The organism is Sphingopyxis indica (assembly GCF_900188185.1).
Classification (GTDB): Bacteria; Pseudomonadota; Alphaproteobacteria; order Sphingomonadales; family Sphingomonadaceae; genus Sphingopyxis; species Sphingopyxis indica.
The window spans coordinates 20,012-43,763 of sequence record NZ_FZPA01000018.1 but is presented as its reverse complement, the minus strand read 5'-3'; the positions used below and the strand labels follow the sequence as shown (position 1 = coordinate 43,763).

Annotated in this window: 28 protein-coding genes and 1 tRNA gene; 7 read left to right on the top strand and 22 right to left on the bottom strand. The window is 64.1% G+C overall.

From position 1 onward, the window contains the following. Positions 1 to 2 precede the first annotated feature (2 nt). From CHB69_RS17750 to CHB69_RS17705, 11 genes are all read right to left on the bottom strand, one after another. A complete protein-coding gene (locus CHB69_RS17750; RefSeq protein ID WP_089217253.1) occupies positions 3 to 680 on the bottom strand; it encodes a lytic transglycosylase domain-containing protein in 678 nt (225 codons plus the stop codon). A 68-nt stretch (positions 681 to 748) separates the two neighbouring features. Continuing rightward, positions 749 to 1,081 (bottom strand): DUF736 domain-containing protein, encoded by a 333-nt coding sequence (locus tag CHB69_RS17745; RefSeq protein WP_089217252.1) that lies wholly within the window; start codon positions 1,079 to 1,081, stop codon positions 749 to 751. A 1-nt stretch (position 1,082) separates the two neighbouring features. Continuing rightward, a complete protein-coding gene (locus CHB69_RS17740; protein ID WP_089217251.1) occupies positions 1,083 to 1,628 on the bottom strand; it encodes a S26 family signal peptidase in 546 nt (181 codons plus the stop codon). Next, entirely contained in the window at positions 1,625 to 2,104 is a 480-nt protein-coding gene (locus CHB69_RS17735) for a DUF2840 domain-containing protein (RefSeq protein ID WP_089217250.1), read from the bottom strand. The genes CHB69_RS17740 and CHB69_RS17735 overlap by 4 nt, the downstream gene beginning before the upstream one ends. Continuing rightward, positions 2,101 to 2,292, bottom strand: a complete 192-nt coding sequence (locus tag CHB69_RS17730) for a ribbon-helix-helix protein (protein WP_425442449.1) — start codon at positions 2,290 to 2,292, stop codon at positions 2,101 to 2,103. Before CHB69_RS17730 ends, CHB69_RS17735 begins: the two co-directional genes overlap by 4 nt. A gap of 59 nt (positions 2,293 to 2,351) precedes the next feature. Then, positions 2,352 to 2,990 (bottom strand): ParA family partition ATPase, encoded by a 639-nt coding sequence (gene parA / locus CHB69_RS17725; RefSeq protein ID WP_089217276.1) that lies wholly within the window; start codon positions 2,988 to 2,990, stop codon positions 2,352 to 2,354. Further along, positions 2,987 to 3,988, bottom strand: a complete 1,002-nt coding sequence (locus CHB69_RS17720; protein ID WP_089217248.1) for a replication initiator protein A — start codon at positions 3,986 to 3,988, stop codon at positions 2,987 to 2,989. The genes parA and CHB69_RS17720 overlap by 4 nt, the downstream gene beginning before the upstream one ends. After that, positions 3,978 to 4,280, bottom strand: a complete 303-nt coding sequence (locus tag CHB69_RS17715; RefSeq protein ID WP_089217247.1) for a helix-turn-helix transcriptional regulator — start codon at positions 4,278 to 4,280, stop codon at positions 3,978 to 3,980. The genes CHB69_RS17720 and CHB69_RS17715 overlap by 11 nt, the downstream gene beginning before the upstream one ends. A gap of 104 nt (positions 4,281 to 4,384) precedes the next feature. Beyond that, the gene (locus CHB69_RS17710; protein ID WP_089217246.1) at positions 4,385 to 4,894 is read right to left on the bottom strand and encodes a DUF2285 domain-containing protein; all 510 of its coding nucleotides are present in this window, start codon (positions 4,892 to 4,894) and stop codon (positions 4,385 to 4,387) included. 88 nt (positions 4,895 to 4,982) lie between these two features. Then, on the bottom strand, positions 4,983 to 5,180 hold the full coding sequence (locus tag CHB69_RS20830; RefSeq protein ID WP_425442448.1) for a transcriptional regulator domain-containing protein: 198 nt from the start codon (positions 5,178 to 5,180) through the stop codon (positions 4,983 to 4,985). 147 nt (positions 5,181 to 5,327) lie between these two features. Then, positions 5,328 to 5,606 carry a DNA -binding domain-containing protein gene (locus tag CHB69_RS17705; RefSeq protein WP_089217245.1) on the bottom strand — a complete coding sequence of 93 codons (279 nt, stop codon included), beginning with the start codon at positions 5,604 to 5,606 and terminating at the stop codon, positions 5,328 to 5,330. Positions 5,607 to 5,768: 162 nt separating this feature from the next. On the opposite strand from CHB69_RS17705, the gene CHB69_RS17700 reads away from it, so the two are divergent. After that, on the top strand, positions 5,769 to 5,978 hold the full coding sequence (locus CHB69_RS17700; protein WP_342746789.1) for a helix-turn-helix domain-containing protein: 210 nt from the start codon (positions 5,769 to 5,771) through the stop codon (positions 5,976 to 5,978). Between the two features lie 36 nt (positions 5,979 to 6,014). Here the strand turns inward: CHB69_RS17700 and CHB69_RS17695 are convergent, their stop codons facing one another. The 4 genes from CHB69_RS17695 to CHB69_RS17680 all read right to left on the bottom strand — a co-directional run bounded on the left by CHB69_RS17695 (position 6,015) and on the right by CHB69_RS17680 (position 8,647). Next, entirely contained in the window at positions 6,015 to 6,476 is a 462-nt protein-coding gene (locus tag CHB69_RS17695; protein ID WP_089217243.1) for a lysozyme inhibitor LprI family protein, read from the bottom strand. A 127-nt stretch (positions 6,477 to 6,603) separates the two neighbouring features. Beyond that, a complete protein-coding gene (locus CHB69_RS17690; RefSeq protein WP_089217275.1) occupies positions 6,604 to 6,903 on the bottom strand; it encodes a DUF736 domain-containing protein in 300 nt (99 codons plus the stop codon). A 280-nt stretch (positions 6,904 to 7,183) separates the two neighbouring features. Next, positions 7,184 to 8,059, bottom strand: coding sequence for an NAD-dependent epimerase/dehydratase family protein (locus CHB69_RS17685; protein WP_170935630.1), 876 nt, complete (start codon positions 8,057 to 8,059; stop codon positions 7,184 to 7,186). Positions 8,060 to 8,155: 96 nt separating this feature from the next. After that, positions 8,156 to 8,647: a hypothetical protein gene (locus tag CHB69_RS17680; protein ID WP_141134049.1), complete on the bottom strand. Its 492-nt coding sequence runs from the start codon at positions 8,645 to 8,647 to the stop codon at positions 8,156 to 8,158. Between the two features lie 252 nt (positions 8,648 to 8,899). Between CHB69_RS17680 and CHB69_RS17675 the strand changes: the two genes are divergently transcribed. After that, positions 8,900 to 10,072: a GGDEF domain-containing protein gene (locus tag CHB69_RS17675; protein ID WP_089217240.1), complete on the top strand. Its 1,173-nt coding sequence runs from the start codon at positions 8,900 to 8,902 to the stop codon at positions 10,070 to 10,072. Between the two features lie 137 nt (positions 10,073 to 10,209). On the opposite strand, the gene CHB69_RS17670 is transcribed toward CHB69_RS17675, so the two are convergent. Then, positions 10,210 to 12,675 (bottom strand): ParB/RepB/Spo0J family partition protein, encoded by a 2,466-nt coding sequence (locus CHB69_RS17670; protein WP_245836928.1) that lies wholly within the window; start codon positions 12,673 to 12,675, stop codon positions 10,210 to 10,212. A 130-nt stretch (positions 12,676 to 12,805) separates the two neighbouring features. On the opposite strand from CHB69_RS17670, the gene CHB69_RS17665 reads away from it, so the two are divergent. After that, positions 12,806 to 13,132, top strand: coding sequence for a type II toxin-antitoxin system PrlF family antitoxin (locus tag CHB69_RS17665; protein ID WP_089217238.1), 327 nt, complete (start codon positions 12,806 to 12,808; stop codon positions 13,130 to 13,132). Further along, the gene (locus CHB69_RS17660; protein ID WP_089217237.1) at positions 13,132 to 13,629 is read left to right on the top strand and encodes a type II toxin-antitoxin system YhaV family toxin; all 498 of its coding nucleotides are present in this window, start codon (positions 13,132 to 13,134) and stop codon (positions 13,627 to 13,629) included. The genes CHB69_RS17665 and CHB69_RS17660 overlap by 1 nt, the downstream gene beginning before the upstream one ends. A 38-nt stretch (positions 13,630 to 13,667) precedes the next feature. Here CHB69_RS17660 and CHB69_RS17655 read toward each other — a convergent pair whose 3' ends face one another. Continuing rightward, positions 13,668 to 14,012, bottom strand: coding sequence for a DUF2958 domain-containing protein (locus tag CHB69_RS17655; RefSeq protein ID WP_089217274.1), 345 nt, complete (start codon positions 14,010 to 14,012; stop codon positions 13,668 to 13,670). A 392-nt stretch (positions 14,013 to 14,404) separates the two neighbouring features. Here CHB69_RS17655 and CHB69_RS17650 point away from each other — a divergent pair, with 392 nt between their 5' ends. Next, on the top strand, positions 14,405 to 14,725 hold the full coding sequence (locus CHB69_RS17650) for a hypothetical protein (protein WP_141134048.1): 321 nt from the start codon (positions 14,405 to 14,407) through the stop codon (positions 14,723 to 14,725). An 18-nt stretch (positions 14,726 to 14,743) separates the two neighbouring features. Further along, positions 14,744 to 16,417 carry a recombinase family protein gene (locus tag CHB69_RS17645; RefSeq protein ID WP_089217273.1) on the top strand — a complete coding sequence of 558 codons (1,674 nt, stop codon included), beginning with the start codon at positions 14,744 to 14,746 and terminating at the stop codon, positions 16,415 to 16,417. On the opposite strand, the gene CHB69_RS17640 is transcribed toward CHB69_RS17645, so the two are convergent. From CHB69_RS17640 to moaA, 3 genes are all read right to left on the bottom strand, one after another. Continuing rightward, a tRNA-Asn gene (locus CHB69_RS17640) sits at positions 16,376 to 16,450 on the bottom strand. The genes CHB69_RS17645 and CHB69_RS17640 overlap by 42 nt on opposite strands. A gap of 176 nt (positions 16,451 to 16,626) precedes the next feature. Next, positions 16,627 to 17,397, bottom strand: a complete 771-nt coding sequence (locus tag CHB69_RS17635) for an NAD kinase (RefSeq protein ID WP_089217235.1) — start codon at positions 17,395 to 17,397, stop codon at positions 16,627 to 16,629. 29 nt (positions 17,398 to 17,426) lie between these two features. Then, complete coding sequence (gene moaA / locus CHB69_RS17630; RefSeq protein ID WP_089217234.1) at positions 17,427 to 18,431, bottom strand: GTP 3',8-cyclase MoaA; 1,005 nt, start codon at positions 18,429 to 18,431, stop codon at positions 17,427 to 17,429. 61 nt (positions 18,432 to 18,492) lie between these two features. On the opposite strand from moaA, the gene CHB69_RS17625 reads away from it, so the two are divergent. Continuing rightward, positions 18,493 to 19,689 (top strand): GGDEF domain-containing phosphodiesterase, encoded by a 1,197-nt coding sequence (locus CHB69_RS17625; RefSeq protein WP_089217272.1) that lies wholly within the window; start codon positions 18,493 to 18,495, stop codon positions 19,687 to 19,689. A 134-nt stretch (positions 19,690 to 19,823) separates the two neighbouring features. Here the strand turns inward: CHB69_RS17625 and mfd are convergent, their stop codons facing one another. Both mfd and CHB69_RS17615 read right to left on the bottom strand, forming a co-directional pair. After that, the gene (gene mfd / locus CHB69_RS17620; RefSeq protein ID WP_089217233.1) at positions 19,824 to 23,405 is read right to left on the bottom strand and encodes a transcription-repair coupling factor; all 3,582 of its coding nucleotides are present in this window, start codon (positions 23,403 to 23,405) and stop codon (positions 19,824 to 19,826) included. After that, positions 23,402 to 23,662 carry an FAD assembly factor SdhE gene (locus CHB69_RS17615; protein WP_089217232.1) on the bottom strand — a complete coding sequence of 87 codons (261 nt, stop codon included), beginning with the start codon at positions 23,660 to 23,662 and terminating at the stop codon, positions 23,402 to 23,404. The genes mfd and CHB69_RS17615 overlap by 4 nt, the downstream gene beginning before the upstream one ends. Positions 23,663 to 23,752: the final 90 nt, after the last annotated feature.

Here is a 23,752-nt window from a genome sequence, read left to right as displayed (position 1 = left end):
CATCAGTCGGATTCCAGAGCGGAAGGCAGAGCAAAAATCGTATCGCGAGGCCGTGCTGTCGCTTCGCCAGGCGTAAGCTTGCCGTCGTTTGCCGTGCTATCGGTACGCATGGTTTCGATCGGTCGATCGCTGCTCGCTGCCTCAGTGTTCAGCTGGATGAACAGCGGCGCCCTTGTCCAATCATGGCTATCTGGAGGCACGCTTATGGATGGATCTGATGCCGCTCCTGCGACGACGAGGGCGAGTCTGGCGAGATAGGTGCGCGTCTCGCGAGGCAGAGATGTGCCGTTTGCGAGATGGCGATCGTAGCGCCCTGGACCGGCGTTATAGGCCGCCAGCATGGATGCGGTGTCGCCATAGCGATCAAACATCTCGCGCAGATAGGCTGCCCCCGCGAAGACGTTGTCACGAGGGTCGAAAGGGTCTGCGCCGAGGCCATAGCGCCCGCGCAATTCTGCCCATGTAGCAGGCATGATCTGCATCAACCCCATGGCGCCGGCCGGCGATATTGCCTGCGGGTCGCCGCGGCTTTCAACGTGCATCACCGCCCATATCCATGCTTCGGGGATGCCGAAATGCTGTGCGGCCTCGGCCACGTGATCGGCGAGAATCGCGCTCCCAAGCGCGCCCGCCTGCTGTGCCTGCCCATGTCGTGATTGAGCCTGGCCGGACGCTGTCATGAGAAAAGCGACCGGCGCGAGGATGGCGATGCACGCGGATCGGAAGAGCCGTGGGCGGAGCACCGGCGTCAGCTCCGATCGTCCCGACGCGGGGTGTTCAACGACAAGGTCAGGGTCTCGCCTTCGCCATCATCACGGAAGAGATTGGCGCGAAAGGATTGGCCGGGCACAAGCGGGCTTACGATCTTCAGGGAGACGTATTCGCCGGCCTTGTCGCCGACTTCGTTCCAGGCAAAGCCGACTTCGGCCCCGCTGCCGTCATTAAGATGGATGCGGAAATCCGGCGCGCTTTCGCCGTCGTTTCGCGCAAGGGCGACCAAAGTGATGGCCTCGCGAATACCGAAGGCGCGAACCTCGCCGGCATATCCTTCTGCGGTGCGGGTGAAGGTTCCAATGTTCATGTCAGCTCTCCTCTGGCTGCTGGGGTGAGTTCGGAATGCGTGCTGAGGTGCGCAGCGGTGTCGCCCGGCCGATGACGGATGATGCGGGAAGCGGGCCGAAATAGCGGCCGTCGAGACTGTCGCCGCGTGCGGGATTCATGAAGAACAGAGCGCCCGTCGCAATGGTCTGACAGCCCCGCCAAACGGGCAATGGACGGCCGAGCCGGTCGCGGAGTTGCGCCTCTCCCACGATCGCTCCGTCGACTGTGATCCGAGCCCCGGTGCGGCAAACGGTTTGTCCGGGCAGCGCGGCGACCGGCTTAATCAGCGGCACGCCGTCCGGAAGATAGCCGCGGCGTTTCAGAAACCGCGCAATATCGGTCGGCGGCGCGATGACGGCCAGATCTCCGACGTGGAGATCGTGCTCCTGGTGTAGCCGATAGAAGCCGATCGGCACGCTCGGACTGGCGTTCCAGATGATGCGAGGCGGCGGATCGATCCATGTGGCGATTGCGATCAGATTGACGGCCACAGCCATGGTCAGAAGGGTTCTCCAGCGAAATCTCATGACTGGAGCTTTCTACGGATTAGCCATGCGTGATGACGCTCCGCCGTGTAGGAACTTGGCCGGTCATGGACGGCGAGCCTGTTGTGAACATGGCGCCAATAATCGGGCGAAGCGTCGACGGGATCGATGTTCAGAGCGTCGATCGAGTCTATGGATTCGAACACGCGCTGCACCTTGGGCCAGCCATGCACGCGCAGAAGGATATCGCCGCCTGGATCAACGCCAGGCACCGTTTGATACGGTTCGCCCGGAGTGACTGCCCGCAATATGTCGATCCGGGAGATCGCCGTGCCGAAGTCGTTCGACGCCCATCGCACGAACGCGAATATGCTGTTGGGAGCGAAAAACACGCGGCGACGACGGCGATCGAGAATCTGGTCTTCAGCGATCCGCCCGAAGCGTATCCAGTGTTCGATCCGTTGTTTGATCCAAAGCAGTTCCACTCGTGTGAAATCAGGGCGCGAAACGGTGCTCATGATGCACCTGCCTTCGTCTCGGGAAATTCCCGTTCGAGCAGTTCGCGCACCATCTGTGCGACCGTTACGCCGCGATGATAGGCGGTGACCTTCATGCGTCCGCGCAGCGCCGGCGTCACATCGATCGTCAGTCGGGCCGAGTTGCGGTCGCCGGCGGCGGACGCCTGCTGCGTTTCGCGATCGGCCACCCACGCATCCTCCGACGCAGGCCGTGCAGTGAAGCGGCGAGCTGATGCTGTCGGCCGGGTCACGACCGAAGCCCCTCGATCTCGGCGGCCAACGCGATCATTTCGCGTGCGGCCGGACTGTCGGGCGCCAATTCTTCGGCCACTCGCCCAGTGCGCATAGCTTCGGCGAAGACGACGCGCTGTCCGATATGGTTTGAAAGCAGTGGTGGATCGTGATCGGCGAGACCGTCGGCGGTTGCCTTCGCGATCAGGGTGCGCGCTGGATAGCGGTTAAGAACGAACCTTGCCGTGATGGCGGGTTTGAAGGTGTGCGCTTGGTCCAGCAGCGCGAGCATTTCCGCCGATGCCCAGCCATCGAGCGGTGACGGTTGGACCGGAACGAGGACGACATCGCAGGCGAGAAGCGCCGAGCGCATGATGCCGGCGACACGAGGGGGGCCGTCGATGATGACATGGTCTGCGTGCCGCGCCAGTTCGCCCACTTCCCGGTGCAGCGTGTCGCGTGGCAATCCGACAACGCCGAATAGCCGCGCTAATCCCTCACTGGCGCGTTGTTGCGACCAGTCGAGAGCCGAACCTTGTGGGTCGGCGTCGATCAGCAGGACGCGGCGCCCGTCTCGCGCCCATCGACCGGCAAGATGGAGGGCGAGCGTTGTCTTTCCGACGCCGCCCTTTTGGTTGAGCAGGGCGACGATCATGAGCGCCACCCGTTTGGATCGCCGCGCCGACGAAATCCCCGGCGTCCACCAACAATGTTAGATTCTTCGTTAGACTCTATATTGGGTGCGCCCGAAGTACCGAACCGGATTGCGCCCGAAGTGCCGAATGGCAACTGCGGTTGATCCACAGAGTTATCCACAGGCAGACGGGCTGGCGACTTCGTGTCAATCGGCCGGATATGGAGCAACGTTGAGCGGCGGGCTCTCGTGATAGTGAGCCGGTATCCAGGCAGACTCTGGCGCTGTACGATCCGCCGGACATCGAGAGCGAAATCCGAGAAACGAGCCTGGCTCCCGGATTTCAAATGAAGGTGTTTCAGCTCAAAACGCCAGCCATCGGGCTGCTTGCCGGCATGTTTGCGCGCGACGCGATAGAGCCAGCGCTCGATGCCGCCGGTCAGTTTGAAATAGGCGGGGTCGATCGTGAGGACCAGCGAGCGGTCGACCACCCCGCGGAAGAACCATTCGGGAAGGACGAATTCCATTCCTTCGGATCGTCCGCGGCCGTTCAGCCGATCCTCCCATTCGTTGAGCCATGAAAACTGCTGACGCCGCCAATTCGTCCCGTTGCGAATAGTCGTCAGGATGACGGTCGATTGCAGGCGTTGCAGCGCACGTCTGAGGAGCTGGTATTGCCTTTGGCCGGCAGCACGCCCGATCGCGATGAGCAATTGGTGGGGCGTGAACCGAATGAAGCGTGATGTGGGACGGCCGCGATCGGCGGCTTCCACGAGCTGGCTCGCCGCCCAGATCAGAATGTCGGCATCCCAGATCGTGGCCATGCCGTAATCGGGCAAGGCATGGACCTGCACCTCGACGTCGCCAGCAGTGTAAAGGATCGGTGCTACGCGCTTGGCCTTGGCGAGCGAGAAGAACGGATGCTGCATCAAATCTCGCTGATCGCGCAGCGCTATCGTTGCCGAGATCGCGTCGAGTGGCGTTTCCTTCGGACCGGTTCGGCGAGCGCTATCGGACATTGTCGCCGTCCTGGTCGGCTTCGAAGTCGGTGAACGGCTTCGCCGGAGACACGAATTCTGTGACAGGATCGCAAGTCCCGGACCGTGTCCCGCGATCGGCCCAGCGTTGCAGGTCGTTCAGGGCATAGACGACCCGGCCGCCGAGTTTTCGATAGACGGGTCCGGTACCGAAACAGCGATGTTTCTCCAGGGTCCGGCCAGACAGGCCGAGAAAGCGCGCAGCCTCCGGCGTGCGCAGATAGCGTGGGGGCGCCGGGGGGTGCTTTCCGGATTTGGGTGGAGGTCGAGTCATTTTGATCTCCCGCGTGTTGCGGCGCGCTCTGGCGTGCTGCGCCGTGTCGTGGGGGATCGTGGCGAAGGGCTGGCGGCGGGAGGGAGGGTCGAAGTTAGGCCGGGCTAATTCTGTCGGCGGCGAGGACGGCGTGGTCGCGGGCAGAGAATGTCGTAATAGCCTCCATCCAGTAGGCTGCGGCCCTTTGCGAGCAGGCGCCGCAGCTTTGTCCGGTCGTTGCTCGAGGCCCAATCGCGCCGCCTGGCCGGTGTCACGCCGAGGATAATCTGGGCCATCTCTCGTTCGCTCGCGCCGGCATGTCGAGCATCGATGAGGCGAAGCACCCTGATGAGATTGCCCTTTGCGTATGGCGTCAGGGGGTGAGGATCATCGCCAGGAGGCAATCCCTTCATCGCCCGCCATAGTCGCCGGACCGCAGCGATGCGATATTCAAACAATTGATCGAGTGGGAGGGCGACCGCGAGCGCGTCCTGCTGGTGCTGGGTGCTTTCCAGCCAGATCCGATGTGTCGTCGCTGCGCGCAGGATCGCGATGTCCGTGCCGCGTCGGTGCGATTGGTGAGCCGAGGCCAGAGCGAGAACGATGTCGGCGGTGACCAGGGGGTAGGCCGACATCCCAGGCCGCACCGGGTGCAGTTGAAGCACCGTAGGAAGTTTCTCGGGCAGCCAGAATACCGGCTGCTGATGGTAGTCCAGCTTTGGATCAGAGCCGAAATCGCAACCCCCAACGATCGGAGAAGCGATCGAGCGTTTTCGGGTCTGGCGCGACCGTGTTGCTTAGTTGCCGGAATTCCGTGCAATAATCCTGATTACGGCGAATAATTTCCCAAGCGAAGCCGGCACGATCATACTGCGAGAATGATAGGTATGCGGCCGGAGTACGCCAATCTGCCTTATGCATGGCGTGAACCTCCCCAAAATCGGGCGCCGGCAACTTTCGGCGCTAGGAGAAGATTCGCGCTAGGCGGGTGGATGGTCCAGCCTAGTCGGGCGGCATAGAGCTATCACCAATCGAGATAGCTACGCTGTAGTTTCAACGTCTTGGTGATCAATGCGGCGGGCCGCCACGGAGCAAATGGCGATAGCCCGAGTGTGTCATCCATTGGGCGCGTGCCAAATGGCTTTCCCATGCGCGCCGAGCGCGGTCAGGTTCCTTGTCGGGATCGATGTGAAGCACCAGGCGGGCGACCTCTTGCCAATCCGCGTCATCGGCCGCGGCGTCGAGCAGTCGAAGATATGTTATCAGATGCTCTTCATCATAGGCCGTAAGAACCGCGGAATCCGGTGCCGTATCCGCGACATCGGGATCCAGCGGCGGTGTCTTCATCAGCGTTCCCCAGCTCCCAATGGCGCGGCTTCGCATCTGGGCGAGACCTTCTAGTTACGACCCGTGAAAGAGTTGTGACACTGGTTGGACCAATCTCGCGCGAATACACCTTATAAGGGATAACGCGGATAGTATGTAGTAGTCCAGCGTCGGCCAATGGATATGCGGCGTCTGGTAGGCTTGAATTTCTCGCGCATTCGCAAGGCGCGCGGGTTGACCCAGGAAGGTTTGTCCGAAATTTCAGGCTTTACGCAGCAATATATCAGCGATCTTGAACGGGGGCGTCGCAACCCCACGGTGGTCACCTTGTTCCATTTGGCGAGCGCGCTTGATGTCGAACCCTACGAACTGCTTGTGGAGAGTGAGTCCTGATTGTTGGTCGAGCGAAGGTCACTTGAGGTCAAGCGTTCACTCTTCGGCAGCGCAACGGGGGCTGCCATATTCGTTGGTGTATTTCAGGCTCGAAAGGCGTTGGCGGCCGAGTTCCAGGCGGCAAGCGGCGGAATTGACCCAGGACGGCGTATTGTCTGGCGAACGCTCGACCAGGTCGCACAGACGTTGCCGGTACGCCAGCCAGTCTGCATGACTTTGCCGATAGTCGGCACGATCTTCGGCAACGCAATAGCGTTCTTCTCCGGTGGCGACGGCCGCCGATATCTCCCGATCGACCGCCTCGCTGAGTTCCATCAGACAGTCCCCGATCATCGCTCCACCAATCTCAAAACGGGGATCTTGACGGCACCGCTCGATATCCTGCTCGATCGATTGCTGGGCCACGCGGGCGGATGGCACGGCTGATTGGGCTTCGATCTCCGGGGTAGCCCCCAAAAGAAGAAGGGCAAGAAGAGAGAGAAGCAGCGACCGGACCACGTCGTGAGGCTATCGGCCCGGCGCGCGTTGCACAAGTTCGCGAAAACCCGCGCACTCTTGCGATTGTCCAACATTGCATCGCGACTCCAATGATCGCCCCGCCCATCTGGGCGGGGCGCGGTGGTTATCAGTTGGAGACCAACTCGTATTCGCCGGCGACCTCGGTCTCGAAGAGCCGGAGGTAAACCGGAGGAGCGACCACGAGGTTCAGCTTGAGCGAGATATAGTCGCGACCCTCCTTGCTGGTCTTCTGCCAGGCGGCGCCATATTCGATACGTTCATTGTCTGCTGCCACGATGCGGAAGTCCGGGGCCTTCTCGTTGTCCTTGCCGTCGATACGGCGGAGTTCGACTTTCTCGCGGGTGCCGAAGAAGCGGATTTCGCCGGTGTAGCCGCAATCGGTGGGATTGAAGTTGCCGCAGATCATGTCGTCAGTCCTTTCTTGGTTCGGGACCGCGCCCATCGCGGCCTCGATGGCGGTCGGCAGGACGGGAGACGATCGGCCCGCACCCGAAGGGCGGGAACGTTAGTGAACGGCGGCGACTGGCGGGTTTTTTGCATCGCGATGCAAAGCCGGGTTTCCCCGGCGGCGGAAAAAACCTGCCAGGCGCTGTTGCGGGAAGAGGGTCGAATACCGGCCAGACCAAGCCTTTCTAGAGGCCGTGCGGGTGCGGTGATGGGCCAGAAAGAACGGATCTGACGTGCCGCTACGACACGTCCGTTCGATCGGGTGAACTGGCCGCTTCCGCCAAATCGCGCATCGCCTGAACTTCAGCCACTATCTCGGTATAGCCCAGACGGCTCCGGATCGCGCTCGTGTCGAGCACAAGCGGTTGGCGGAAATCGAAGGGCGGCAGTTCCGGGCCTACGGGCCGCACAGGTAGGCGCGCCAGTCTTTCGCCCATGCTGGGCGTGTGGTGCTCGCCCACATTGAAGACGGCGTTTCGAGCCTCGTCATGAGTCGCTGCCAGTGCGATCGCAGCGGCCACATTGCGCACATGGCCGTGCGTCCAGCGCCATTCCGGGGCGGCGGCAAAGCCATAGATGGTGGCGAGATCGCCATTGTCCTCGGGGCCATAGACTTTGGGTAGGCGCAGGATCGTCCAGTCGGCGGCATTTCGAACCGCGGCTTCCGCCAGGATCTTTTCATAGTCTTGCGCCCAGGCGCCGAGTTCGCCTTCCATCCCGCGATAGGGATAATGCGCCGTCCGCAACGGCGCGTCTTCGGCCAGCGGCACGGGATCGGGTTCGCCTGGCTCCATCTTCGTCAGGCGTCCGTATGCGCGATAGACGTCGCAGCTCGAGACCAGCACCAGGCGTGCTGTACGGCCTGCGAAGGCGCTCACAGCGGCTTCGGCGTCCGCCTGGCCCATGGCGACCATATGGATCACGACGTCCCAATCGCGCATCAGCGCGTCGGGAAAAGAGGTGACCGGCCAGGCGGCGCCAGGATCGAGGACATGCTCGATCTGAGGCAGGATCGAGTTGGCGCTCGAACCGCGATGGAAGGCGGTGATCTGCGCTCCGGCGTCGTGAAGGCATCGCGCCACATGCGCGCCAATGAAGCGCGTGCCGCCGATCATCAGTATCTTCATGTCGCCTTGCCTAGCGCGGCTCGCCCTTGGAACAAAAGGCTGTTCCGTAAATCCGTTTGTCATGCTCTACGGAATTGCACAGCGCTACTCGGGCGCTGGCACGGGCTTCCGGTTCCGTTCGCGTTCGAGCAGCGCCTGGCGGTCCTCCTCGCTCATCAGATGGGCGGTCACCCAATATTCCTCGGATCGGCACGCCTCGGGGATCGGTTCGACGAGATTGGTCGGCATGGCGGAACCGACGCCGCCGCCCATCGCCACCTCGGCGCCGATATAGGCCGAATGGCCGGTATAACCGTCCGTGATCCTGAAGCGGCCATCGCCGGTCCGCTCGATACGACTATCGGGATGCCAGACGATGAGCGGGCCGCTATCGTCTCCCGCGCGAATGCATCCGTTGTTGTCCAGGTACAGTGTGCCCCTGAACAGCGCCTGCAAGACGACATCCCATTGCATGTTGCTGCGCGTGAGGGTGGGTAGCGGTTCGGCCTCCGTGTTGTTCGACGCCGAGACGCTATTGGCTGCTGGCGAACAGGCCGCCAGCGCTGCCACCGTTATCAGGATGGTCGATCTCTGCACGATGTCACTCCCTTCGGCCCGTTCGTTCCGCCAGGCGATGTCAGACCGTAGCGCGCGACTCCCGCCCGGAAAATCGCAAAAGCGCAAATCCGTAAAGCCGCCTCGGCGGCTTTACGGATTTGCGGGCTACCACTTAAGGCAGCGCGGCGCGGCGACCGCAGTCGCGCCAATGAGGGGGCGTGTTTACTGGATATTCAGAGTTCGTCACCAACGCGCACAAACGATCCCCGCCCCCACTGCAGCAGTAATCCTTTGAAGCTGGACTTCTTCACGCTCTACGTCGTCATCGTCGCCCTATCGGTGTCCTTGGCGGTCATTTGGGGTGCACTGGCGTGGCAGTATCGCGGCTTCGAGCCTGCAAGAACCTGGTTCTTCGCTGCCCTGACAAGCGCGATTGGCGGGCTTTTGCTTCCATTCCAACACGGAATCCATGGTCCGTTTGTCGCAGCGGCAGGTAACGGCCTGATCATCTTCGCATTCTGGTTGTTTGCGAGAGGGCTTCACCAGCTCCATGGCGAAAAACCTCGCATTACCGTCCCTGCCGTTGTGAGCGCGACCTGTGCGGGGCTGACGGTCGCAATGTTCTCGCATGGCGAGGCCATCGCGCTTCTGTATGCGTTCGGCCAGAGCACCCCGATGGTCCTCATGCTGCTGTTTCTTGCCGTGCCTCAGCACCGATCCGCTGGCGGCGCGATTTCATTCGGTGGCCTCTCAATTGGCTTGCTCGGTCACGGCACTGTCGTCGCGATGAATATAGCGAACCTGACGAGCCCAGGCGCCGACCCGGACTGGTCGGGGCTGGCAGCGCTGACGATGCTCGGCGTGATTTTCAGCGGCCTTCTGCTCAATTTCGGCTTCGCAGTGCTGACGATCGACCGGTTGCGCGAAGAACTGGCGAAGCTCGCCAACACCGATGCCCTGACGGGCGCGCTGAACCGGCACGGACTAGACGCATGGCTTGCAACCGGTGCTCCGCGCAGCGCACCCTTTCACGGCGTCCTGCTCATCGATCTCAATAACTTCAAGCAGATCAATGACCGTCACGGCCACAAGGCCGGCGACGAGTGCCTTGCGCACTTCGCAAGGATCGCGAAATCACAACTATGCGAGACGGATCTGCTCGTCCGGCTCGGCGGCGATGAATTCTGTGTGCTGCTTCCCGCCGCAGGTGGGAAGGAAAGCAAGGAAATTGCCGGCAAGATCAGGATGACCCTCGCTGATAGCCCGCTTCTCTGGAACCGCCAGAGGCTTCGCCTGTCCTGCAGCATCGGGACGGCAGTCTGGCAGAGCAACATCGGCACTTCTCTCGATGATGTGCTGATAATGGCCGACGCGGATATGTACGCCCGAAAATCGCTTCTACCGGTGCGCGAGTCCGTGTTCTTACCGCAAACTGAGCGCGAGGTTGCGCAACCGATACTTTAGCAGAAGATCGATCTCCACGAACCGATCGTGACAATAGAGTCAGGAAAGAGAGCGGCCGCGCCCGGTGACGGGCGCGGCCGCGAAATTATTCGGACAGGAGAAGGCCGGGACCGCCGAAGCGATCCCGGCCCGGTCACCTATTCGGCGGCGACCGCATAGGCGGCTTCGTCATCCACCGGCTCCGGCTCGACAGGGTCGGCCTCGTCCGTGCTGATCTCGCCGTCCTGCGCTTCGGTATTGGAGGCCTCCGCTTCGGACGGATGTTCGCCTTCCGCGTTCGCCAGTTCGGCTTCTGTCTCCGGTCGCTCGTCGGCGCCCGGTTCCTCCGGCTCCGGTTCGCTCGTTCGCAGCACGGTCGGAAGCCACCCGGTGCCCGCCACCAATTCCTCGGCGGCGTCGGCCATATCCGCCTTTTTCATCGGCGCGATCCGTTCCGCCGCTTCGGGAGAAACGGCCTCGCTCACCGCTTGCGCGATGTGTGCTTTGGTGACGCGCCCGAAATAGCTGGCCTTGGTGGCGGTCCATGTCGCGGTCATGTCGAGGTCCACGGCGCGGGCCAGCACATCCGCCGCCGCGACGCGAGTGGTCGAACGCTCCCACGGCAGCTTCACCGCATTGACGGTGAGCGAGACGCAATGGGCCAGAAGCTCCATGCGGCTGTCGCCCGGCATTTCGACAAGGCAGGTCCACAGGTCCGCATCATCCTCGGGAAGCTGTGCGCCCCACGCATCATGCCGTGCGGTCAGCACTTCACTTGCGGCGGTGTCCGCAATTCCTTCGGCATGACTGCCGAGCGGATCGCTCTTGCCGCTGATCTCGAGGCAGGCCTTCCCATAGCCATGATAGAAGAGGTCCAGCACGAGCGCATGGGTCAGCGCCACCATCGCCATCTCGGGTTGCGCGCCCAAGGCGAGGCGAAGGCCAAGCGTCCGGTGTGCGGTGAGGTCGCGCACAAGGCTGTCGGAGATGGGCTTGCCCGCATCGGGTTCCCCCATGTCCTGATCCTCGTCGTCGAATACATCGCCGTCCTCTGGCTCGGTCCCGTCCCCGGCCTCGTCCTCGGGGGCCGCTTCGGGCTGCGGCTCATCCTCGGCCTTTACGAAACCGCGCTCGATGCGAACCTCGCCGTTCGATCCGAGTGAGGCGAACACGCCGCCGCGCTCGATCACCGCCGGGTCATAGGCCGATCGCTTGGCGCTGATGGCGTCGATCTCGTCGCTCAATGCCTGCGCTTTCGCCGCGACATCCTCGGGCATGTCGTCATAGGCCGAATAGCCTTCGGTGAGCGTGTCGTACTCGGATGCCGCTTCCGCAAACCGCGCCTCGTCCTCGTCGGACAGGGCGACGGGCTGCGGATAATAGCGCCGCAAGCCGTGGTCGTGCGGGAAGTCGATGGATGCCTCGACCCATTTCCAGCCCTCGGCCAGAACCTCCGTGGCGATCTCGCGCAGCTTCTCGGACACCAGCATGTCGAGCAACGCCGCATCCTCGAAATAGCCGCCGCCATCTTCGGTGAACAGGTCGCGGATGATGACGCCGCCCGCTTCCCGATAGGCATCCGCCCCGATGAACACCGCGCGCCGGTCGTCAGCGGGGACGTTGCTGGCCGTGAGGTCGCGCCGGATGATCCACGGCTCCTTGTTATAGGACAAGTTCTCGAACACCTGTTCCTGCCGGGCATGGTCGTCGGTGAGCGCGAACGCCGCCAACTGATCGAGGGTCAAGCCGTCCTGGCGGTAGATGTCGATCAGCTTGGGGCTGACCGCGCCGAGCCGCAGCCGCCGCTTGACGACTTCGGGGGTGACGCCGAACCGTGCGCCGATCTCTTCCGCGCCCCATCCCTTGTCGCGGGAGAGTTCATGGAAGCGCTCGAACTGATCGGCGGGGTGCATGTTCTCGCGTGTGACGTTTTCGTCCAGCGAGACTTCGCTAGGGTCGTTTTCCACGTCCAGCCAGCAACGGACAAGGTGGTTCTTCCTGATCTCCTTGCGCTTGGCGCGCAGCAGATAGGCGAGCCTGCGGCCTTCACCAGCGGTGACGAGATAGGAGCCGGTCGGCTTGTCGCCCTTCATCTCGGGTTCCACCACAAGGTTCTGTATCAGCCCCTTGTGCGCGATGGAGGCGGCGAGCGCCGCGATGGTGGCTTCGCTGTGTGGCACCTTGCGGGCGTTTTTCGGTGATTTCTTGAGCTTGTTCAGCGGCACGAAAACGATGCGGCTGTCCTGCTCGGTGGTCGGGGTATTGGTGGTGTTGGTCACTTTCCTTACTCCTTCTCTCCGCAATCGCACCCCGGAATGGGGTGGGCGGCGAAAGAGCTTGCCGTTGGCCTGCCGAAGGGAGCCGGGGCGCACCCGCAGGGCTGGAACGAAGAGGAAGTAAGCGCGCCCTGCGCGCGTTGCGCCCCGGCGCGGCGGGCCTATAGGGAAGCGACGCCCACCCCATCTGGGATGCGACCATCGCATCCCAAAGCGATCGGGCCGGCGCAGCCCTGGCCCGATCTCCGCAGATACGGAAATGAGCAAATCCGCAAAAGCGGATTTACGGATCGGCGTGAATACGCCGCACCCGCAAGGCGATCGTCGCGCGCATGCGCCGAAACCCATCAGGGGTTCGGTCGGAGCGGCACGCGGAGATAGAGCGTCGGTCCCGCAGGGATGCGCCTGATGTCTCTACTATCCGCGCCTTGATTTTGTAAGGATTATTCCTTACTAATCGTGTCGATAGGAGATTTCCATGCCTGCACAGATCGAAGAAATCAGCACCATCACCGCCAAGGGCCAGACGACGATTCCCAAAGCTGTGCGTCAGGCGCTTGGTGTCGCCTATGGCGGAAAGATCACCTTTCGCGTCGATGACCGGGGCGTATCCGTGCATCGGGCGGAGACTGAGCATGAAGACCCGGTGATCGACCGCTTCCTCGCGTTTCTGGCTGACGACATCCAGCGGCGTCCCGAAGCGGTCGTTCCACTGACTCCGGCGCTGGCGGAACGGCTGGCGAAGCGCGTTGAGGGGGTGGATGTGGATCTCGATGCGCCCATTGATGGTGACGTTGCGCTCTGATGCTGGTCGTCAATGGCTGGCAGATCGTTGCCCATTCTCTGTTTCTCGATCAGCTCGACAAGCTCGACACCGCCGTCGCGCGTGCACGAAAGAAGAACCCGAAGACTTGGCGAACGAACGCCAATGCGAAACTGTTGGCCGCGCTGCGCAAGCTGGTGTTCGAGATCATTCCCGAAGATCCGGCGCGGCAAGAATATCGCCAAGGCAACACACTCGACGAGGATCGCAAGCATTGGTTCCGGGCGAAGTTCGGTGCCGGTCGCTTTCGGTTGTTCTTCCGATACAGCACGAAAACGAGGATCATCGTTTTCGCGTGGGTGAACGACGAAACGACCTTGTGCACTTATGGCTCGAAATCCGACGCCTATGCGGTGTTCCGCAAGATGCTCGACAAGGGCAATCCACCTGATGACTGGGCAGCGCTGCTGGCGGCGGCGCCCAGCCCGGAGGCACTATCCCGGCTAGCCTCGGTCTCCGCCTCGTCGGAGGCACCATGAAGCGCTCCGCCGAAAATGGCGGAGCGCTTCGGCCGCCGTCAGGCGGTGATGGCGCCGGCCTTGTTGGCGAGATGCGCATAATGGCTCAGCGGATATCCGGCCTCGAAATACAGATCGCGTTCAACCGGCAAACCGAGCGGCCCGCGCAAGGCTTCCAACTCGGTGAGACTGACCGATCCCAGCTCAGGTTCCCCCAGGCCCAGATCACAAAGGCCGTAGAGGTAATCCGGCTGTTGCGGGTCGCATTCGGAGATGAGCCAAGTGGCGCCGGCGTCCGGCGTGAACAGCTTGACGACCGGATGTGGATCGAAGGCGGGATTGTCGCGGCTCTCGCGTCCGTTGGCGATGAGCCGGTCGCGGATCGTGTCGGTAATGAGTTGCATGATGGCCTCCATTCGAGATACCCTCCGATCGAGGGCGTGGAGGTGTTCGGCCGGCGCAAGCGAGCGGCCGGGGTCAGGCCCAACACGGTCCGGTGCGGGCCGGGCTTGACCCCGCCGCGGCGCCGGTCAGGCGACCGGAACCGCCATGTCGGAGGACAGAGAGGAAGGAGAGATCGCTTTCGATTTCCTGCATCCGTGCCGGAATGTCACGTTGGGCGCGCAGCACCCGCCAGTGTCCCAGACGGTGCGGTTGGCACTACTGCGGGGGGCGCGCTCTCGAGTCGGAAAGAGAACAGAAGGCGGCGAGCGTATGCTCTTGCGAGCATGGGCTTGGCGGACGGTACCACCGCGAACGCTTATTTGCGCTACGCCATGCTGCGCTCCGGCATTCGATGGAACGCTATTCTACGCTGGGCTTTGCAACGTCCTGCTGCCGCAATCGCCTGTTTCCTTGCGTATCGGGTTCATTTCCCCAGAATTGCCCTATGGGCGCGCATAAGCAGTCAGATCGCGAAAGCGCGGAGATCATCGATCTCTACGATTACATACCGCAACCCCGGATTCGGCGTAGCGGGGCCGTGCGCAAAGCGCGCAGGCGGCCAAAGATCACCGATGACCTGCCGAAGAGCCTTCCCGTCACGAGCCGCGAGATTGAGCTTTACGAGCTTTATTTCGCCGATTTCTTCGATGCGCTCTTCGCCAAGAAGAATTGATTTTTCAGGAGGTGGACGATGAAGGACGACGATGAACTCGTCGCCTCGCCGATGGCGCGCGCTGCATTATATCTGCGTGTCTCGACCGGCAGGCAGGCCGAGCATGATCTATCCATTCCCGACCAACGACGCCAGGCGCACAGCTTCTGCGAGGGCAAGGGCTGGACGGTTGTCGGCGAATATGTCGAGCCGGGAGCGTCGGCGACGGATGACCGGCGCCCTGAATTCCAGCGGATGATGGATGCGGCTTCGTGTCGGCCCGCTGAGTTCGACGTCATCGTCGTCCATAGCTTCTCCCGCTTCTTCCGGGACCAGTTCCAACTCGAATTCTATGTGCGGCGGTTAGCCAAGAATGGCGTCCGTCTGGTGTCGATCACTCAGGATCTCGGCGACGATCCGATGAGCGTGATGATGCGGCAGATCATGGCGCTGTTCGACGAGTATCAGTCGAAAGAGAACGCGAAGCATACGCTGCGCGCTATGCGGGAGAATGCGCGTCAGGGTTTCTGGAACGGCGCGCGGCCGCCGTTCGGCTATCGCATCGTGGATGCGGAGCAGCGCGGCGCCCGAATGAAGAAGAAGCTCGATATCGATCCCGATCGCGCGGAGGTGGTTCGGTTGATCTACCGGCTGGCGCGCGTGGGCGACGGTGAAACCGGTCCGCTCGGCACGCGGCGGATCGCCGACTATCTCAATGAACGGGGTATTCGCACGCCGACCGGCGGACGATTTGGATGCGGGGCGGTCCACGATATTCTGACGCGCACCACCTACATCGGGACGCATCGGTTCAACGTCTATAGCTGGCGTCGGAAGGAGCCCAATCCTCCCGAAGAGGTCGTCGAGGTCGAGGTTCCGGCGATCATCTCACAGGAAGAGTTCGATGAGGTAGGAGAACTGCTCAAGAGCCGCGCCTCGCAGCTAAAGGCTCCGCGATATGTGAGCGCAGGGACGCTTCTGGGTGGCATCTGTCATTGCAAGGACTGCGGCGGCGCTATGACGCTTCGCACGTCGGGACGCAGTTCCAAGTACCGCTATTACACCTGCTGCACAAAGGCGCGGAAAGGCACCACGGGCTGCTCCGGCCGCACGATCCCCATGTCCGAGTTAGATGAACTGGTCGTCGAACATCTGGAAGAGCGCATCCTGGCGCCTGAGCGGTTGCGAACAATTCTTGCGGGCGTGCTGGAGAAACGGCGTGGACAGGAGGCTGAAGAGAGCGAACGAATCGCGGCACTGCGGCGACAAGCCGCAGCCGCGGATGCCAAATTGACTCGGCTTTATGAGGCCATCGAAGAGGGCGTTGCTGATGCCAAGGACGGAAACCTCAAATCACGCATCGCGGAACTGCGCACCATTCGCGATTCTGCGAACGCTGATGCGGAACGTGCAGAAGGACGACGGTCAACGGATGAAATCGAGCTGACCCCGGAGTTGATCGGGCACTTCGGCAAGCGGGTGAAAAGTCGCCTTCGTAGGGCAAACGGCGGTTTTAGAAGGCATGAGATTCAGGGGCTTTTGCACCGGGTCGAAGTGGGAGAAGACTCGATCCACATCACCGGAACGACCGCCGATTTACTCCAGAGTCTTGTTGCGGCGAACTCTGGAGTAAAATCGGCGGCACCTGCATTGCGCAGTTCCGTTCCGAAGTGGCTCCCCGGGCAGGATTCGAACCTGCGACCAATCGATTAACAGTCGATTGCTCTACCGCTGAGCTACCGAGGAGCAGCCCGCCGTGGCGGGCGAGGCGCCCCTTTGCCGCCGCTCGCGCGATTTTGCAAGGGGGTTTTGGAATAATTCGGCCGATAAAGCGGCACCGGCCCGCTCCCCTCCCGGCCTCCCTCACGATAGTAACCTATGGGAGGCCGGGACGGGGAGCGGGCCGGCGCCGATTCCCGGAATCAAACGATGAACTGCTCCATCGCGATGCGCTCGTCGAGCCCCTGGTCGGGGTCGAAGAGCAGGGTCAGCGGCCGGCTGCGGTCGGTGGTCACCGCCACCGTCTTGACCTCGCGGATTTCGCGCTGGTCGGCGACCGCACTGACCGGGCGCTTCGCCGCTTCGCGGACGTTGAAGCGGATGCTCGTCGATTCGGGGACGAGCGCGCCGCGCCAGCGCCGCGGGCGGAAGGGGCTGATCGGCGTGAGCGCGAGCAGGTCGGAACCGAGCGGCAGGATCGGGCCGTTGGCCGAGAGATTATAGGCGGTCGATCCCGCCGGGGTCGCGACGAGCACGCCGTCGCAGGCGAGTTCCTCGAGCATCGTGCGCTCGTTGATCAGCACCTCGAGCTTGGCCGCCTGACGAGTTTCGCGGAGCAGCGAAATCTCGTTGATCGCGGGCAGGATGTGACGCTCGCCGCTGATCGTGGTGATGTCGCCCTGCAAGGGATGGATCAGGAAGGTGCGCGCCGCCGCGAGCCGGTCGAGCAGCCCCTCGACGCGGAACTCGTTCATCAGAAAGCCGACGGTGCCGCGATTCATCCCGAAAACGGGCAGCGTGCGCCGCTGATCGAGCAGCTGGTGCAGCATCGCGAGCAGGAAGCCGTCGCCGCCGAGCGCGATCAGCAGATCGGCCTCGGCTAGATCGACGAAATCGTAGAGCGGCCGCAATTCGGCCTCGGCCTCTTGCGCGGCGGGCGCGTTCGACGCGACGAGCGCGATCTTGCGTTGCATTTTGGTCCGGTCCCCCTTGGGGCGGCCGGTCAGCCGCCCGTGGCACTCATATGGCGCGCGACCGCCGGTTGCGATTCTCTTGTGATGACAAAGTCATGCGCGAGCGGTTTGCCAGCGAGCGCGGCGTCGATCAAGCCATCGACGTCGTCGCCCTCGCGCAGCGCCGCGCGCAGGTCGACATGATCGTCCTGGCCGAGGCACATATAGATGCGCCCCTCGACCGTGAGGCGGATGCGATTGCAGCTCGCGCAGAAGTTGTCCGATAGCGGCGTGATGAGGCCGAGCGTCACCGGGCTGTCCTCGACCTCGAAATAGCGCGCCGGGCCGCCGGTGCGCTTGACGATCGGGGAGATTGCGCGCTCGGCGCGCAGCGGCGCGACGAACTGGTGAAGCGGGATATAATGGTCACTGCGATCGTCCGCGACCTCGCCGAGCGGCATCGTTTCGATCAATGTCAGGTCGCAGCCGTTCGCCGCACACCAGCCCAGCATCGGCAGCAGCTGGTCCTCGTTGAGCCCCGCGAGCGCGACCATGTTGATCTTGACCGCGAGCCCCGCCCCGCGCGCCGCCTCGATCCCGCGCAGCGCAACCGACAGGTCGCCGACGCGCGTGATGTGGCGAAAGGCCTGCGGGTCGAGCGTGTCGAGGCTGACGTTGATGCGGCGCACACCCGCCGCGGCGAGCATCGACGCATGGTCGGAGAGCCGCATCGCGTTGGTGGTGAGGGTGAGCTCGTCGAGCCCGTCCCCGATCAGCGCCCCGAGCCGCATCGCGAGGGTGTCGATCCCGCGCCGGACGAGCGGCTCGCCGCCGGTCAGGCGGATTCGGCGGACGCCGCGCGCGACGAATCGGGTCGCGAGATCGCCCATTTCCTCGATGCTGAGCACCGCGGATTTGGGCAGGAAGCTCATATCCTCGGCCATGCAATAGCGGCAGCGCAGATCGCAGCGGTCGGTGACCGACAGGCGCAAATAGCTGATCCGGCGGCCATAGCCGTCGGTGAGCGCGTCGGAACGGGGCGAATTCGCGGCCATCGCGCCGATACTGGTGCAAAAGGGAAGGGATTGGCAAGCAAAGCCTGTTATGGGCGCGGCAATGAATCATAGTGCCGACCCCAATGCGGCGGGAATCCGCCACCTCGACGCGCTGCACGCGCGCCACGACGCCGACATCGGGGTGATCCTGGTGCAGATCGACCAGCTCGCGCGGATCAACCACAGCGCGGGCACCGAAACCGGCGACGCGCTGCTCGAAGAGGTCGGGCGCCGGCTCGCCACCTTTGCGCGCAACGAATTCGGCCCCGGGTCGAGCGTCGACCGGCTCGAAGGGCCGCGATTCCTGATCGCGCCGGCGGCGCCGCAGTCGCTCGCCGCGCTCCAGGCGCAGGAACGCGCGCTGCACGTCGCGCTCGCCGAGCCGATGGTCGGCGATCCCAACGGGCGGCTCGCCATCCGGATCGCGACCGCGCTGATCACGCGCGACGAGCCGGTGGGCGACCAGCTGCGCACCGCGACCGACCAGCTCGCGCGCCCCGCCTCGGCGCGCGACGGCGCGATGGTCAAGGCGGCGCTGTCGCGCGGCGAGGTCGCGATCTTCTATCAGCCGCAATATGACGTCGCGACCGGCGCGATGGTCGGGGTCGAGGCGCTGCTGCGCTGGCGCCATCCCGAGCTGGGGCTGCTCGGGGCGGGGCCGCTCGTGACTGCGGCGCGCGCGGCGCGGATGGAGCGCGAGCTGACCGAACATGCCCACCGCGTCGCGCTCGCCGAAGTTGCGGCGTGGCCCAGGGCGCTCGCGAAGCTGCGCGTCTCGCTCAACATCACCGCCGCCGATCTCGGCGATCCCGACTTCGCCGACCGGCTCGCGGCGATGGTCAAGGCGGCGAAGGTCGACCCCGACCGGCTGACCCTCGAACTCACCGAACAGGCGATGCTCAGCGATCCGGCGAGCGCAGCGCAGCAACTCGCGCAGATCCGCGCGCTCGGCTGCGCGATCGCGATCGACGATTTCGGCACCGGCTATTCGAGCCTGTCGCTGCTCGCGCGGCTGCCGATCGACTATCTGAAGATCGACAGCGGCTTCACCCGCACGATCGACGGCAGCGACCGCGACCGCATCGTCGTGCGCGCGATCGTCGATCTGGCGCGCGCGCTGGGCTTGCTCGTCGTCGCGGAGGGCATCGAACAGGAAAGCCAGCTTGCGCGATTGAAGGACCTCGGCGTCGCGACGTGGCAGGGGTTTTTGAAATCGGGGCCGGTGCCGGGCGAGGAATTGCCGGGATTGATGGAATAGATAAGCCCGTCCCCTGAAGGGCCGGGCATCCCCGTTGCATCCATAGCCTCGTCATTGCGAGCGAAGCGAAGCAATCCAGGGCAGCCTTGCACCACTCTGGATTGCTTCGCTTCGCTCGCAATGACGATCTTCGGCTACGCCGCCTGCTTCGCGAGCTTGCCCAAACCCTTCGACAATTGCAGCGCGCCGTTGAGCCGCGCGGCCGCGCTCGCCCACTCGCCGCTCACCGACAGCCGGTTGTCGGGGCGGATACGCGCGCGGCCCTTCAGCCGTTCGACATAGGCGATCAGGCCGGGGACGTTGGCGAACGCATCGCCATGGAACGACACCAGCGCGCCCTTGGCGCCGACATCGAGCTTGGCGATTCCGGCAGCCTTCGCATTCGCCTTGATCTCCATCAGCTGGATCAGGTTCGCGGTCTCGGGTGGCAGCGGGCCGAAGCGGTCGATCATCTCGGCGGCGAAGGCGTCGAGCGCCGCGCGATCCTCGGCCTCGTTGAGACGGCGATAGAGCGCCATGCGCAGCGGCAGGTCGGGGACATAGTCCTCGGGGATCAGGATCGGCGCATCGACGGTGATGATGGGCGACAGCGCCTCGCGCGGCGGCGCGACGCCGGCACCCTCGGCCTTGGCGACGAGGATCGCCTCCTCGAGCATCGACTGATAGAGTTCGAACCCGACCTCGCGAATATGCCCCGATTGCTCGTCGCCGACCAGATTGCCCGCGCCGCGGATGTCGAGGTCGTGGCTCGCGAGCTGGAACCCCGCGCCCAATGTGTCGAGATCGCCGAGCAGCTTCAGCCGCTTTTCGGCCGTATCGGTGATGCCGCCGCCCTCGGGGGTGGTCAGATAGGCATAGGCGCGCGTCTTCGACCGCCCGACGCGGCCGCGCAGCTGATAGAGCTGGGCGAGCCCGAAGCGGTCGGCGCGGTGGACGACCAGCGTATTGGCGCTTGGAATATCGAGCCCCGATTCGACGATCGTCGTCGAAACGAGCACGTCATATTTGCGGTCGTAAAAGGCGCTCATCCGCTCCTCGACCTCGCCCGCGCCCATCTGGCCGTGCGCGACGACATATTTGACCTCGGGCACGCGGGTGCGCAGAAATTCCTCGATGTCGGGCAGATCCTTGATGCGCGGAGTGACAAAGAAGCTCTGTCCGCCGCGGTCGTGCTCGCGCAGCAGCGCCTCGCGGATCACCACCGGGTCCCACGGCGCGACATAGGTGCGCACCGCGAGCCGATCGACGGGGGGCGTCTGGATCACCGAAAGCTCGCGCAGCCCCGACATCGCCATCTGAAGCGTGCGCGGGATCGGCGTCGCGGTCAGCGTCAGCACATGAACGTCGGCCTTCAGCTGCTTGAGCCGTTCCTTGTGGACGACACCGAAGCGCTGCTCCTCGTCGACGATGACCAGGCCGAGGCGCTGGAACTCGACCGCCTTTGCGAACACCGCATGGGTGCCGACGACGATGTCGATCTGCCCGCTCGCAAGGCCGTCGCGCGTCTTTGCCGCTTCGGCGGCGGGGACGAGGCGCGACAGGCGGCCGATGTTGATCGGAAAGCCTTTGAAGCGCTCGGCGAAATTGGTGAAATGCTGGCGCGCGAGCAGGGTGGTCGGGCAGACGACCGCGACCTGCATCCCCGCCATCGCCGCGACGAAGGCGGCGCGCAGCGCCACCTCGGTCTTGCCGAAGCCGACATCGCCGCAGACGAGGCGGTCCATCGGGCGCCCCGAGGCCATGTCGGCAAGCACGTCGCCGATCGCGCGGTCCTGGTCGTCGGTTTCCTGATAGGGGAAGCGGTCGGCGAAGGCGGGATAGGCGGCGTCGGCGGCCATCACCTCGCCGGGACGGAGCGCGCGCTGCGCCGCGGTGGCGAGCAGTTCGCCCGCAATTTCGCGGATGCGCTCCTTCATCCGCGCCTTGCGCCGCTGCCACGCCTCGCCGCCCAGCTTGTCGAGCGCGACGCCCTCGCTCTCGCCGCCGTAGCGCGAGAGGACGTCTAGATTTTCGACGGGGACATAGAGCTTGTCGCCGCCCGCATAGGTCAGCGCGACGCAATCGTGCGGGCTGCTGCCCACCGGGATCGAGGTCAGTCCTTCGTAGCGGCCGATGCCATGGTCGAGGTGGACGACGAGATCGCCGACGCTGAGCGTCGCGAGTTCGGCGAGAAAGGCGTCGGCGCTCTTGCGGCGTTTCTGGCGGCGGACGAGGCGTTCGCCGAGGATGTCCTGCTCGGTGAGCAGGCTGATCGCGTCGGACGCGAAGCCATGATCGAGCGGGAGGACGATGAGCGCGACGTTGCCTGTCCCCCTCCCGCTTGCGGGAGGGGTCAGGGGAGGGCTTGTCTCGCTGGCGCGCTCCGCAACAGGCCCTCCCCCGACCCCTCCCGCAAGCGGGAGGGGGGAAGCCAGGCCGAGAGCTTCCTGCCACGTCTCGGCCTGCACCAGCCCCGTGACCCCATGCTCCTTCAGCAGCCCGGCCAACCGGTCGCGCGCACCGCCCGAATAGCTGGCGATGATCGTGCGGCGCCCCTTGCGGCGCTCGTCGGCCAGATGGTCGGCGACCTTGTCGTAGACATTGAGGTCGGCGGTGCGTTCCGGAGTGAAATCGCGCGCCGCGAAACTTTCGAGGTCGAGCACGCTCGCCGCTTCGGGCACGTCGAACGGCGTGACGACATGGACGGGGCGCGCCGCCTCGGCGTCGCTCCATTCGGCTGCGGTCAGATAGAGTGCCTCCGGTGCCAGCGGGCGATAGCTGCCTGCCTGCTCCTGCTCGGCGGCGACGCGGTTGGCGTGATAGTCGCGGATCGCCTCGAAGCGCGTCTCGGCAGTCGCGTCGGTGCGGTGACCGCGCAGCACCGGGGTCGCGGCGTCGATATGGTCGAGCAGCGTCGCGAGCCGTTCCTCGAACAGCGGCAGCCAATGGTCCATGCCCGCCTGCCGCCGCCCTTCGCTCACCGCCTGATAGAGCGGATCGCCCGTCGCCTGCGCGCCGAACAATTCGCGATAGCGCGTGCGGAAGCGCTTGATCGTCGCCTCGTCGAGGAGGGTTTCGGCAGCGGGGAGCAATTGCAGCGCCTTGGCGGGGCCAAGGCTGCGCTGGTCGGCGGGGTCGAAGCGACGGATGCTTTCGATCTCGTCGCCGAAGAAATCGACCCGCAGCCCCGCCTCCTCGCCGGCGGGGAAGAGGTCGACGAGGCTGCCGCGCACGGCGAATTCGCCCTGGTCGGCGACGGTATCGACGCGGTTGAAGCCATTTGCGACGAGCAGTTCGGCGAGCGCGTCGCGGTCGATGCGCTGGCCGGCGGCCAGCGTCGTCGCGAGCTGGCGGACGCGAAAGGGGGTGAGCGTGCGCTGGGTGATCGCGGCAACGGTGGTCAGGATCAATTCGCCGCGCTTGGGCGTCGCCTGCAACGCCGACAGCGTCGCCAGCCGGTCGGCGCTGACGCGCATCGAGGGGCCCGCGCGGTCGTAGGGCAGGCAATCCCAAGCCGGGAAGCGGTGGACGATCAGGTCGGGGGCAAAGAAGGGCGCGGCGTCGGCCACCGCCTGCATCGCGGCGTCGTCGGTCGCGACGTAGAGCATTCTCTTGTCGCTTGCGCGCGCGAGGTCGGCGAGCAGCAGCGGCAGAAAGCCGTCCGCCGCGCGCGCGAGCGTCAGCGGCGCCGATGCCTGCCCGATGGCGGCGAAAATGTCGGCGGCAGGGCGAGTCACGGGAGTGGTATATAATCGAGCCGGCGCATCGCGGCGATCAGGTCGGGACGGTCGAGATGCGACGGCGGCGCGCCGGTGCCGAGCGCCCAGCCCATGATGTCGACGTCATCCTCGTCGCACACCGCCTCGAACCACGCGATTTCCTCGTCGCTCCAGCCGGGCGAATAGCGGTCGAAAAAGCCGCCGATCATATAATCGGCCTCGCGCGTGCCGCGGTGCCAGGCGCGGAATTTCAGGCGTTTCAGGCGGTCTTGCATGGCGGGCCTTTTAGAGCGGTTCTGAGATTTGCCCACGGTCATTTCCCAACCCGTTTGCATCGAGCGAAGTCGAGATGCCCATCGGCCCGG